This window comes from Paraburkholderia atlantica (assembly GCF_009362785.1).
GTDB classification, from domain to species: domain Bacteria; phylum Pseudomonadota; class Gammaproteobacteria; order Burkholderiales; family Burkholderiaceae; genus Paraburkholderia; species Paraburkholderia atlantica.
On sequence record NZ_WHNQ01000004.1, the window covers coordinates 390,201 to 401,786 of the forward strand.

Here is an 11,586-nt window from a genome sequence, read left to right on the forward strand (position 1 = left end):
GCTCAAGGAGACTGAATTGCGCTCGCTGTGCGTGCAGATGCCGGCAAGCGTCATAGCGACGACCGCCGCATAAAAAACGCGCGACGGAAATATCCGTCGCGCGTTTGCTGATTGGCTCTGAAAACTACGAGCGCGCGGTCTTTACGACTTCGCCGCGGCGACCGCCGCATCGTCCTCGCGGAACAGCTTGTCGGCCAGATGAAACGCCGAGTTGGCCGCCGGCACGCCGACATAAATCGCGGTCTGCAGCAGCACTTCCTTGATCTGTTCGCGCGTCACGCCGTTGTTCTTCGCGGCGCGCAGGTGCAGCGCGAGTTCTTCGCTGCGATTCAACGCAACCATCATTGCGATCGTCAGCAGGCTGCGCGTATGACGCGGCAGACCTTCTCGCGTCCAGATCTCGCCCCACGCATAGCGCGTGATCAGGTTCTGGAACTCCTCGGTCAGCTCGGTGCGGTTCGCGAGCGAACGGTCGACGTGCGCGTTGCCCAGCACCGCGCGACGTACGCCCATTCCGGCTTCGTAACGGTCCTCGTCGTTCATTTTGCCTCCGTCAGGAAGTCGAGCACGGTCTTCGTGAACTCGTCGACCTTTTCGATGTTGGAAATATGCGAGGCGTCGAGCTCGACGTAGCGTGCGCCCGGAATCGACTGTGCGAGTTCGCGGCCCTGCGCGGGCGTGGCGGCGAGGTCGTGCGTGCCGCTGATCACGAGCGTCGGCAGCTTGATGGCCGGCGTTTCGGGACGCAGATCGGCCGCGTCGATCGCGTCGCAGTTCGAAGCGTAGCCTTCCTTGTCGGTATGCACGAACACGTCGCGGATCATCGCCAGCACGACCGGCTCACGCTCGATGAAGTCTGCCGTGAACCAGCGCGGCAGCACCGCGTCGGCGAGTGCGAGCATGCCTTCCGAGCGCGCCTTCGCGGCGCGCGGCACCCAGACTTCCGGCGAGCCGATGCGCGCGGCCGTATTGCACAGCACGACGCGCTCGAAGCGGTCGCCGTGACGCGCGGCGAGCCCGATGCCGGTCAGGCCGCCCATTGAAATGCCGCAGAAATTCGCGCGCGCGATCTTCAGCGTATCCATCAGACCGAGCGCGTCGCCGGTCAGTTGCTCGATCGTGTACGGGCCCTTCGGCGCTTCCGAATGGCCGTGACCGCGCGTATCGTAGCGCAGCACGCGGAAGTGCTTCGACAACGCCGCGACCTGCGGCGTCCACATGGACATATCGCAGCCGAGCGAATTCGACAGCACGAGCCACGGCGCGTGGCCGTGACGGTCGCCGTCGATGCGATAGTGAAGCTCGGTGCCGTTGACTGCGGCGTAGGGCATGCCGGTTACTCCTTGGAATGGGCGCGCTGCGCGCGCGTGGTGTGAAGCGTCAGCGCGGCGTCGACATATGCGTGCGCCTGGCCGACGTATTGAGCGGGATCGAGCAGCTGCTTCAGGCGCTCGATCGAAAGATGTTCGGTGACGGCCGCGTCGGCGGCAAGCACGTCGTACAGCGTCTTGCCGTCGCGGATCGCCGCCTTCGACGCGCGCTCGACCAGATGATGCGCGTCGAGCCGGCCGATGGAATCGCCGAGCGCGAGCATCACCGCTTCGCCGAGGATCAGCCCGTGCGTGACGTCGAGATTCTTCGCGAGTCGCGGCACGTTCACGTTCAAGCCGGACGCGATCTGTTCGATGTTCGCGAGCGCGCCGCCCGCGAGACGCGCGAGATCCGGCAGCGCGTCCCATTCGGCTTGCCAGCCGCCGAGCGCGCGCTCGTGCTCCTGCACCATGCCGGCGAACACGGTTGCGACCAGGCCGGGCGCGCGCGTCGCGGCCGTCAGCACCGCCGCGCAACCGACCGGGTTGCGCTTGTGCGGCATCGTCGACGATCCGCCCTTGCCGGCCGCCGCCGGTTCGGCGAGTTCGTCGATTTCGGTTTGCATCTGCAGCGACACATCGCGCGCGATCTTGCCGAGCGTGCCGATCAGCATGCCGAACAGCGACGCCGTCTCGGCGATGCGATCGCGCTGCGTATGCCACGGCAACGTCGGCACCGCGAGGCCGAGTTCCTCGGCGAGCGACTGCGTGACCTGCGGCGCCGCCTCGCGCAGACTCGCGAGCGTGCCGGCCGCGCCGCCGAATTGCAGCACCAGCACGCGTTCGCGCAACGCATCGAGCCGCTCGCGATGACGCAACAGCGCGTCGAGCCATTGCGCGAACTTCAGACCCAGCGTGATAGGCAGCGCCTGTTGCAGCCACGTACGGCCGATCATCGGCGTCGCGCGATGGGTGGCCGCGAGTTTCGCGATCGCGTCGCAGGTGGCGTGCAGGCCGTTGTCGAGCAGGTCGAAGGTGTCGCGCAGTTGCAGCACCGTCCCGGTGTCGATGATGTCCTGGCTCGTCGCGCCCCAATGCACGTATTTGCCCGCTTCGGCATCGGCGGCTTTGACACGTGCGGTCAGTTGCTTGACGAGCGGAATGGCGAGGTTGCCGCCGAGCGCGGCGTCGCGTGCGAGCGCGTCCGCGTCGAGCTGGTCGGCCTGGCAGGCCGCTTCGATCGCGGGGACGGCGGATTCGGGAATGACTTTGTGCGCGGCAGAGGCACGCGCGAGCGCGGCTTCGACGTCGAGCATTCGCTGCAGCGTGGCACGCGGCGCCCAGATGTCGTTCATCGGCTGTGTGCCGCAAAGAAGGCCAGTCAGACGGGCGCTGGAGTCGAGCATGGTGACGACGATGTTTGAGGGAATCGGAAGTGAAGCAGCGGCGCGGCGCGCAGCGGATCGAAGCAGACACCGCGGTGGACCAGCGCTTGTAGCGCGCTCGTGCCATATGCGTGCCGCACTTTGTGCTGCGTATTGTGCGCCAAACGCGGCCAGGCTGTCGCTGATGTTGCCAGGCCAGCGCTGACGAAGAGTTTGCCCCGTCAGCGCTGGCCCGTTCGTGCAATGCTGCCTTCAGACGAGGCGCCATCGACGCGGCCGCAAAGCGGGCCGCCGCCGCGACGCCTCAGCCAACCATCAGGCCGCGCGCGCGGCCTGCGTGCCGTCGGTCATCGGCACGCCGGTCAGCTTCAGCAGTTCGTCGAAGCCGATGTCCGTGAAAATCTCGCGCACGACGAGGCCTTCCTTCGTCACGTCGATCATCGCAAGGTCCGTATAGATACGGGTCACGCAGCCGATACCGGTGACCGGATACGAGCACTCGGCGGTGATCTTGCTTTCGCCTTGCTTGGTCAGGTGCTCCATCATCACGTAGACCTGCTTCGCGCCGATCGCGAGGTCCATCGCGCCGCCGACCGCCGGAATCGCGTCGGGCGCGCCGGTGTGCCAGTTCGCAAGGTCGCCCTTCGCCGACACCTGGAACGCGCCGAGCACGCAGAAGTCCAGATGGCCGCCGCGCATCATCGCGAACGAATCCGCGTGATGGAAGTAGGCGCCGCCCGTCAGCAGCGTGACGTGCTGCTTGCCGGCGTTGATCAGTTCGTCGTCTTCTTCGCCCTTCGCCGGTGCCGGGCCCATGCCGAGCAGACCGTTTTCGCTGTGCAGGAAGATTTCCTTGTCGGCGCCGAGGTGGTTCGCCACCAGCGTCGGCACGCCGATGCCGAGGTTCACATAAGCGCCTTCAGGGATGTCCTGGGCAACGCGCTTGGCCATTTCATCGCGGGTCAGTTTCTTCATGTCGGTCTCCGGGTCAGGCAGCAGCGTCGTGAGGATTGGGCGTGGGAAGATGCGCCGCTTGCGGCACTTCGATCACGCGTTGCACGAAAATGCCGGGCGTGACGATTTCTTCCGGATCGAGGCCGCCGAGCGGCACCACTTCCGACACCTGCACGATTGCGGTCTTCGCGGCGCTCGCCATGATCGGCCCGAAGTTACGCGCGGTCTTGCGATAGATCAGGTTGCCCCAGCGGTCGCCCTTGTACGCCTTGATCAGCGCGAAGTCTGCGTGCAGCGGCGCTTCGAGCACGTAGTGACGGCCGTCAATCAGGCGCGTTTCCTTGCCTTCGGCGAGCTTGGTGCCGTACGCGGTCGGCGTGAAGAAGCCGCCGATGCCCGCGCCCGCCGCGCGGATGCGCTCGGCGAGATTGCCTTGCGGCACGAGTTCGAGTTCGATTTCGCCGGCGCGATAGAGCGCGTCGAACACATACGAGTCGGTCTGGCGCGGGAACGAGCAGATGATCTTGCGCACGCGCTTGGCCTTCAGCAGCGCCGCGAGGCCGATATCGCCGTTACCTGCGTTGTTGTTGACGATGGTCAGGTCGCGCGCGCCCTGCTCGATCAGCGCGTCGATCAGTTCGGACGGCATGCCGGCCGTGCCGAAGCCGCCGATCATGACGGTCGCGCCGTCGTGGACATCGGCGACCGCCGATTGAAGTGTCTCGAAAATCTTGTTGATCATGTCGAATTTCCTTTGGGGGCGCTACGTGCCGCTGGGCTGACAGCCCTCGCCGAGCTGCTCGCGGCAAAGCTCGCGCGGAAACAGTCTCCGGGCATGCTGGCGACGGCTCGCGAGGGGGGAGCGGGCTGGCGCTTTCGATTGATTCGCCGCTGAATTTGTTCGTTACATGAACAGTGATTCGTTTAGCGAACGCTTCGGCGATTATGGTTGTCCTGTGGGCGGGTTGTCAAGGCAGGGAAACCCCCTTCATCATAGGTCGCCGCTCGCGGCGGCGAAGGTCCGGGTTGCCCTCGTCCAGTGCCCGCCGTGCGTGCGAAAAAGCCGATCGCGCAAAATCCCACTATGCTTACGGGCGATTCTTCAACTAGGCTCTATAGCGATACGGTATAGGCACCGCCTTGCATCGCCCGCGCCGCGAGCCATAACTAGCATGTCCGAGACACATCTGGATCTGAATCTGATCCCCTATCTGGTCGCGATGGAAGACACGCGCAACGTGAGCCGCGCCGCCGAGCAGCTCGGCGTGAGCCAGCCGCGCGTGAGCACCGCGCTTGGCCGCCTGCGTGAATACTTCGACGATCCGCTGTTCGTGCGCACGTCGAAAGGCATGGAGCCGACACCGCGCGCGCTCGCAATCCTGCCCGCCGCACGCGACGCGCTGCTGCGCATCGAGAAAGGCATGCTCGACGTGCAGGACTTCGATCCGGCGACGAGCACGCACACGTTCTCGATCGCGCTGTCCGACGTCGGCGAGATCGTGTTTCTGCCGCGTCTTTTGCAGCTGTTCGCCGAGCGCGCGCCGTCCGCGAATCTGCGCTCGGTCACGCTGTCGCCGTCGCAGGTGGAGCGCGGGCTCGAATCGGGCGATGTCGATCTCGCCGTCGGCTATTTTCCGGACCTTGCGGGCAACAACTTCTTTCAGCAGCGGCTCTTCACCCACCGCTTCATCTGCCTGATGCGCAGCGGACATCCGCTGTCGAAGGGGCCGCTTACCCTCGAGCAATACGTGGCGTCGGGGCATGCGGTGGTGCGGGCCGAGGGACGCAGCCAGGAAGTGCTCGAGCAGTACCTCGAAAAGAAGCGCATCAAGCGGCGCGCCGTGCTCGAAACGCCGCACTTCATGAGCCTGCCTTTCATCCTCGCGCGCACCGATCTGCTCGCGACCGTACCGCACGCGATCGGCTTCGCGTACGTGTCGGAGCACGCGTCGATCATGCTCGTCGAGCCGCCGCTGCCGCTGCCGCGCTTCGACCTGAGGCAGCACTGGCATCGCAAGTTTCATAACGATCCGCGCCTCAGCTGGCTGCGCGGCGTGGTCGCCGAACTGTTCAACGATGCGATGGACGAATGGCCGAAGTAGCCGCTTGAAGCAAGTCCGCGACCGCCCCGGCGAAAGGGGCATCGGCACCTTCGGGCGCAAAACATGGAACAATCACCTGAGTTACTGACCCCGCGCGCCGCGCAGCGTCGACGCGCGATCCAGGAGGACGACGCATGACCAGCAGCAAGGCAAAGAAAACCAAACCCGCAGCGGCCGTCGAACGCCCGAGCCGCGAAGAAGCTGAGGCAGCCGTGCGCGTGCTGCTGCGCTGGGCCGGCGACGATCCACGGCGCGAGGGCCTGATCGACACGCCGGCGCGCGTGACGCGCGCTTACGAGGAGTTCTTCGCCGGCTATCAGATCGATCCGCGCGAAATCCTCGCGCGCACCTTCTCCGAAGTGGACGGCTACGACGAAATGATCGTGCTGAAGGACATCCGCTTCGAAAGCTACTGCGAGCACCATATGGTGCCGATCATCGGACGCGCGCACGTCGCGTATCTGCCGAATCATCGCGTGGTCGGCATTTCGAAGCTCGCGCGCCTCGTCGATGCGTTCGCGAAACGGCTGCAGATCCAGGAAAAGATGACAGTGCAGATCGCCGATACGCTGAACGACGTGCTGCAGCCGGCGGGCGTCGGCGTGATTCTCGAAGCCGCGCATCAGTGCATGTCGACGCGTGGCGTGCATAAGGCGGGCGTCACGATGGTCACCTCACGCATGCTCGGCACGTTCCGCACCGATCCGTCGACACGGCGGGAGTTTCTGGCGATCGTCGGGAATCCGGGCGTGGTGGCCATGCCGAATGCCTGATGTGGTAGACGCAGGGGCTGTTTGGGATTCGCTGACGATGCGGCCCCCCCACCCCTGCGAATCCAGCGTGCGCCCCGCACGCGCACTCTTCACGCGCGCCGGCAACCTCGTGGTGTGCAGGCGGGCTTGACGGTTAGTTGCGTCTCGCGATGAAGGCCAATGCTCGACGCCGGCAGCGACGCGCGCCCTTCTCTCATTGATCACCACGCCGCCCCAATCGATCCGCCCCGCCCCACGCGCACCGCGCACAGGCCATCGGCTATGCTGAATCCACGGTGCGGTGAGAACGCCCTTTGCAATCCGCTGCAGGCGCACCATCCGCGCGAGGCCTTGCGCACGTATGCGCCGGCCCAACAGCAGCAACAGGAGCGGCTCAATTGGTCGAGTTTCCGTTGTCGGCGGTTTCAACCTGGGGCAGCGCGATCGTCTTCGTCAACGTTCTGCTGACGCGCCTCGGCGTACCGATTCCGGCCGTGCCGATGCTGCTGTTCGCGGGCTCGGCAATCGCCGCGGGCACCCTGTCGTTGTGGCCGACCCTCGGCGCCGCGGTGCTAGGCGCATTGATCGGCGACGGCACCTGGTTCACGGCCGGCCGGCTGTATGGCCGCAAGCTGCTTGGATGGCTCGGCCGCCTGTCGCCTGTCGTCGACACGAGGCTCGAAATGGCGCGCTCGCTATTCGAACGCTATGGCATGCCGCTCGTGTCGATTTCGAAGTTCGTGCCTGGGCTCGGCCTGATCACGCCGCCGCTGATGGGCACGACCGCCGTCGACGTCCGCATCTACGCACTATGGGACCTGGCGAGCGTGACCACGTGGGCGGCTTTCTGGCTGCTCGGCGGCGCGGCGGTGGAGCGCGAGGTGCATATGCTGCGCGCATTCGTCGAACGGCGCGGCGGCACATTCGCCGACATTATTCTCGTGGTGGCGCTCGTCTATCTGCTCTACCGGCTGTATCTGCGATATTACGAACGGCGTCGCTTCACGCGAGCCGCGTCGGCCCCAGCCACACCGATGCTGGCCGCGCCGACGCACGCGTCACCGACGAGCGACCCGTCGAGAATGCCGTGGAGCTGGCGGCACTCCGGGCGCCTGAGCCGCATCGCGCCGTCCCGCGTGCTGGATGCGCGTCCCGGCGCACCGCTGCTCGATCTGCGACGCCAGGTTCCCGACGCGCTCGCGCTCGATCCGCATTCGCCCGAACTGATCGACGGCGCGCTGCGCACGCATGACGTGGTCATCTATTGCATCTGTCCGGACAGCGCGACCGCGCTCGAAGTCTCGCAACATATGCGCCGTAACGGCTACACACGGATTCGCGCACTGCGCGGCGGGCTCGATGCATGGCAGCGGCGCGGCTTCCCGGTGGGCTCGCTGGCTTGCGCGGACGGTCCGGCGGCCGACCGGCCGCGCTCGACGTGGCGGGACGAAACGCCAGCGGCGGTGACGTTGCGCGGTTTCGCGCCGCGCGGTGTCGAGCGCGCCTGAATCGCGCGGGTCGCGACCATCTGACCGAAAACGCTCCCACGCTTACGTGAACGAACTTCTGGCGTCAGAGCGCCGCGCCTGTACTCGACGCCCCCTGCGCCGTCGAGTACTCGTCCCACTGCGCCGACCGGGTGCGATTGCGCCCTTCGTTTTTCGCCACATACAGCTGCGCGTCAGCGGCTGCCAGCAGCGCGAGCCCGTTGGCGAAATCCGCAGCGCTGGGCCGCGCCGTCGCGCAGCCGACGCTCACCGTCACCGCCTGCGGCGCCTCGTGTCCACGCACGATGACCCGGCTTTCCACCTTGCGGCGAATCTGCTCCGCGACCGCGAACGCGCCCTGCGCCGTCGTATCCGGCAGCACCACCGCGAACTCTTCGCCGCCGTAGCGCGCGACCAGATCGACCGAGCGCCGCGCCACGGACGCAATGCAATCGGCCACCGCGACCAACACCTCGTCGCCGCTCTCATGGCCGTAGGTATCGTTGAACCGTTTGAAGTGGTCGATATCGATGAACAGCACCGACAGCGGCCTGTTGTCGCGTCGCGCGCGCTTCCATTCGTCGTCGAGCCGCTTATCGAGCATGCGGCGATTGCTGAGCCCGGTCAGCGGATCGGTCGAGGCGAGGCGCAGCAGAGCGGCCTGCGCGCGCTGTTTGTCGCGCAGCGCGAACGCGAGCAGCCACGACACGACCACGAACACCGCACCGAACGCGATGGTCAGCGCAGCGGCCACGTGGCTGCGACGCTGCCACGGCGCGAGGACGTCGTCGACGGCGGGCGCGATCGCCACGATCAGCGGCGTGCCGGGTACGTGCGCGTACGTGAAGATGCGACGCACACCGTCGACCGGCGAAACCGATACGTAGCTGCCGGAGTCGTGCGCGGTCATCGGTAAGAAGGTGGGCGACTTTGCGACGCTCCCGCCGATATCGCGCCCGTCGACCGGCTTGTGCGCGAGCAGCGTGCCGTCCGCCATCCCGATGAAAACCGAACCCTGCTCGCCGGTGTCGATGCTGTCCAGCAGGTGCTGGAAGTACTCGATGCGAATCGCCACCAGCGCGATGCCGGCGAAGTTGCCCTGCGCATCGTCGATGCGCCGCGTCAGCGCGATTGACGGTTTGCCGCCGCGCAGCCGCGACATGAACGGATGCGAGAAATACAGGCCTGCCGCCGGATTGCGCTGCTGCACCTGAAAGTATTCGCGGTCGTCGAGATGGACCGTGGTGTTCGCGTCATCGTACTGTGCGGCCGCCACTTCGCCGTCGGGGCCGACGACATACGCACCGCCGAGAAAGGCGGCGGTGGTCGCGCGATCGAACAGCATCGCCTGGCGTGCGGGGACCGGCAGCGTCCAGGTGTCGGGATTGCGCGCGGCATCCACCATCGACTGCAACGACAGACTATAAATTTCGACGTTGCGCGCGAGATCAGCGGAAATGATCGACACGAGGTTTTGCGAGGTCTGGCGCGCATGTTCGAGCATTTCGCGACGGCCCTCGCCGACCTCCACCGCCGTCAGGATCGACATCGCCAACGCGACGAGCGTCCCGGCGACGCCCGCCACCCACGGCCGGTTACCCACGAAGCGGGTCATCCCGGCCCGGACGGCATGCAACGTCAGGCGCAGCCGATGACGCAGCGAAAGCCCATGCTGTGCCACGCTCCTCGCCTCCTTTGGCGGACAATTCTTTCGGACCGGCAGCGCGGTGCGCCGTGCATGTTGGGCTGCGGGTCCTCCGCGCTAGCGAGACGGGGGCGCGCTCGCTCAGCCCAGTAGCTCCGACGCCGCGCGCAAGCGGCGTTTGCGTTTCCTGTCGAGCCAATCCAACGCGGCTTCGATGTGATCGGCGTCGGCAAGCGACGCCGCATTGTCGCGCAACAGCGCTTCGCTGGCGACGGTATCGTTGAGCAAGCCGAAGCGCTTCTGAAGCTTTTTCAGCCGCTTGAGCGTGCGCTTATGACTGATTTTAAGCACCGGCCCGAAAAACTCGAACAAATAGCGCAGTTTCTTGCCCGCCTTTCTGACATCGTGAAAGGCTGCGTAATTCGAGCGTTTTGCATGGCGCGCGCGTTTGATGCGCTTTTTCAACGAGCGCTCCGATGCGCCTATGCGGCGAGCGGCAAATTTGCGCAGCGCAATATCCGCATCGTGCGTGGCGTGCAGTTCCCCCGACGTGGTGGCCAACGCGTCGCGTAACAGATGTTTGACGTCGGCATTCAGCAGTGTCTCGCGACTGGTCGCCAGCGTGTCACGGCGCGCCTGCTCGAGCTTCGGCATCAACGCTCGTGCATCGCCGTCTTTCTGCTTGAGCAACTCGATCAGGATGTCCCAATCGCGCGTTTTACCCGCCGCGGTGGCGAGGAACTTGTAGACCGCGCGCTGGCGAGAATTTTCGCCCTTGTCGAGCAGCGGTGCGAACGCCCACCACAACGAACGCAACCGCCGCAGTGACACGCGCAGTTTGTGCAGCGCTTCGGGCGACGGGTCGTCGTGTATGTCCTTGGCGAGTCTGATCGCCTGATCGACCAGTGGCGCGGCGTAGGAAGTAAAGGCTCGCTGTGCCGATTCTTCGGGTACCGGCTCGTTGGCTGTCTCACTGTCTTGCTTCATTGATGCTCCCGGGAAACATGACGGTACCTCCAACGTAGCAAAATTGATGCTCACGACGAATTCGCCGCGCATGTCGACGGGCTTTGCCGTCACGCGTTGGCGCGTCGTGTCGGGAGCGCCTATGCTCGACCGATGGGACCATGCATTGCGCGGTCCGGCGAATGCTCCGGCTTGACGATGCAGTGTGCAGCGCGGCAAATGCCGCAAACAGACCCCAGGAGGATGTATGCGAATTCTCGTTGTTGGTGCGACCGGCCTGCTCGGCTCGCACATCGTAAAGCTGCTCGCCGCCGAGCATGACGTGGTCGGCGCGAGCCGCAAAGGCTCCGATCTGCACGTCGACCTGTCCGACAAACGCAGCATCGAAGCGATGTATGCGCAAGCCGGCAGCTTCGACGCGATCATCTGCGCGGCCGGCTCGGCGAAATTCGCGCCGCTCGCGGCGCTTGGCGACGAAGACTTCTCTTTTAGTCTTGCGAACAAACTGATGGGGCAGGTCAATGTTGTGCGCTGCGGCGTGGACCATGTCTCGCAAGGCGGCTCGTTCACGCTGACTAGCGGCGTGCTCGCGCAACAGCCGATGGAAGGCAGCGCCGCCGTCAGCATCGTCAATGCGGGTGTCGAAGCGTTCGCGCGCTCGGCCGCGCTCGAATTGCGCGGCAAGGCCCGCGTCAATGTGGTGAGCCCGGGGTGGGTCGCCGAAACGCTCGAATCGATGGGCCGCGATCCGTCGCAAGGGGTACCGGCGGAAATCGTCGCGCAAGCCTATAAACGCACCCTCGGTGGCAGCGCCAGCGGCGAAGTGGTCAGCGCATCGTAGGCGCAACTGCGGTGCGTCCCCCGGCTGGTTTTACTCATCACTTGCTTGGTCCGCTTCGGACGTCTCAGCATTCACACCCGCCATTGCGCGCAGTATTTACCGGCGTGCGCGGCGCAGCATAAGCGGCGCCGCGTCTTTTTCTGC

The 11,586-nt window shown here is 65.6% G+C and carries 11 protein-coding genes; 4 read left to right on the forward strand and 7 right to left on the reverse strand.

All coding sequences use genetic code 11. From position 1 onward, the window contains the following. Positions 1-141: 141 nt before the first annotated feature. The 5 genes from pcaC to GCT19_RS08420 all read right to left on the reverse strand — a co-directional run bounded on the left by pcaC (position 142) and on the right by GCT19_RS08420 (position 4,391). On the reverse strand, positions 142-543 hold the full coding sequence (gene pcaC, locus GCT19_RS08400; protein WP_018433988.1) for a 4-carboxymuconolactone decarboxylase: 402 nt from the start codon (positions 541-543) through the stop codon (positions 142-144). After that, positions 540-1,331: a 3-oxoadipate enol-lactonase gene (pcaD, locus tag GCT19_RS08405; protein WP_152851605.1), complete on the reverse strand. Its 792-nt coding sequence runs from the start codon at positions 1,329-1,331 to the stop codon at positions 540-542. Before pcaD ends, pcaC begins: the two co-directional genes overlap by 4 nt. 5 nt (positions 1,332-1,336) lie before the next feature. After that, positions 1,337-2,716, reverse strand: a complete 1,380-nt coding sequence (locus tag GCT19_RS08410) for a 3-carboxy-cis,cis-muconate cycloisomerase (protein WP_152851606.1) — start codon at positions 2,714-2,716, stop codon at positions 1,337-1,339. Positions 2,717-3,010: 294 nt separating this feature from the next. Further along, on the reverse strand, positions 3,011-3,670 hold the full coding sequence (locus tag GCT19_RS08415) for a 3-oxoacid CoA-transferase subunit B (protein WP_013092341.1): 660 nt from the start codon (positions 3,668-3,670) through the stop codon (positions 3,011-3,013). Between the two features lie 13 nt (positions 3,671-3,683). After that, positions 3,684-4,391 (reverse strand): 3-oxoacid CoA-transferase subunit A, encoded by a 708-nt coding sequence (locus GCT19_RS08420; protein WP_018433986.1) that lies wholly within the window; start codon positions 4,389-4,391, stop codon positions 3,684-3,686. A 430-nt stretch (positions 4,392-4,821) separates the two neighbouring features. Between GCT19_RS08420 and GCT19_RS08425 the strand changes: the two genes are divergently transcribed. The 3 genes from GCT19_RS08425 to GCT19_RS08435 all read left to right on the forward strand — a co-directional run bounded on the left by GCT19_RS08425 (position 4,822) and on the right by GCT19_RS08435 (position 8,011). Next, the gene (locus tag GCT19_RS08425) at positions 4,822-5,751 is read left to right on the forward strand and encodes a LysR family transcriptional regulator (RefSeq protein WP_013092343.1); all 930 of its coding nucleotides are present in this window, start codon (positions 4,822-4,824) and stop codon (positions 5,749-5,751) included. A gap of 134 nt (positions 5,752-5,885) precedes the next feature. Next, the gene (gene folE, locus GCT19_RS08430; protein WP_018433985.1) at positions 5,886-6,524 is read left to right on the forward strand and encodes a GTP cyclohydrolase I FolE; all 639 of its coding nucleotides are present in this window, start codon (positions 5,886-5,888) and stop codon (positions 6,522-6,524) included. 377 nt (positions 6,525-6,901) lie between these two features. After that, complete coding sequence (locus GCT19_RS08435; RefSeq protein ID WP_152851607.1) at positions 6,902-8,011, forward strand: VTT domain-containing protein; 1,110 nt, start codon at positions 6,902-6,904, stop codon at positions 8,009-8,011. Positions 8,012-8,075: 64 nt separating this feature from the next. Here GCT19_RS08435 and GCT19_RS08440 read toward each other — a convergent pair whose 3' ends face one another. Together GCT19_RS08440 and GCT19_RS08445 are read right to left on the reverse strand one after the other, a co-directional pair. Further along, entirely contained in the window at positions 8,076-9,671 is a 1,596-nt protein-coding gene (locus tag GCT19_RS08440; protein ID WP_018433983.1) for a GGDEF domain-containing protein, read from the reverse strand. A 105-nt stretch (positions 9,672-9,776) separates the two neighbouring features. Beyond that, positions 9,777-10,622 carry a CHAD domain-containing protein gene (locus GCT19_RS08445; protein WP_152851609.1) on the reverse strand — a complete coding sequence of 282 codons (846 nt, stop codon included), beginning with the start codon at positions 10,620-10,622 and terminating at the stop codon, positions 9,777-9,779. 226 nt (positions 10,623-10,848) lie between these two features. Between GCT19_RS08445 and GCT19_RS08450 the strand changes: the two genes are divergently transcribed. Continuing rightward, the gene (locus tag GCT19_RS08450) at positions 10,849-11,442 is read left to right on the forward strand and encodes a short chain dehydrogenase (protein WP_018433981.1); all 594 of its coding nucleotides are present in this window, start codon (positions 10,849-10,851) and stop codon (positions 11,440-11,442) included. Positions 11,443-11,586: the final 144 nt, after the last annotated feature.

What these genes read in the sequence shown, in the direction of transcription:
- GCT19_RS08445 (WP_152851609.1), bottom strand. Translation starts at nt 10,622, where the DNA reads ATGAAGCAAGACAGTGAGACAGCCAACGAGCCGGTACCCGAAGAATCG.
- GCT19_RS08425 (WP_013092343.1), top strand. Translation starts at nt 4,822, where the DNA reads ATGTCCGAGACACATCTGGATCTGAATCTGATCCCCTATCTGGTCGCG.
- GCT19_RS08410 (WP_152851606.1), bottom strand. Translation starts at nt 2,716, where the DNA reads ATGCTCGACTCCAGCGCCCGTCTGACTGGCCTTCTTTGCGGCACACAG.
- GCT19_RS08415 (WP_013092341.1), bottom strand. Translation starts at nt 3,670, where the DNA reads ATGAAGAAACTGACCCGCGATGAAATGGCCAAGCGCGTTGCCCAGGAC.
- folE (WP_018433985.1), top strand. Translation starts at nt 5,886, where the DNA reads ATGACCAGCAGCAAGGCAAAGAAAACCAAACCCGCAGCGGCCGTCGAA.
- GCT19_RS08420 (WP_018433986.1), bottom strand. Translation starts at nt 4,391, where the DNA reads ATGATCAACAAGATTTTCGAGACACTTCAATCGGCGGTCGCCGATGTC.
- pcaD (WP_152851605.1), bottom strand. Translation starts at nt 1,331, where the DNA reads ATGCCCTACGCCGCAGTCAACGGCACCGAGCTTCACTATCGCATCGAC.
- GCT19_RS08450 (WP_018433981.1), top strand. Translation starts at nt 10,849, where the DNA reads ATGCGAATTCTCGTTGTTGGTGCGACCGGCCTGCTCGGCTCGCACATC.
- pcaC (WP_018433988.1), bottom strand. Translation starts at nt 543, where the DNA reads ATGAACGACGAGGACCGTTACGAAGCCGGAATGGGCGTACGTCGCGCG.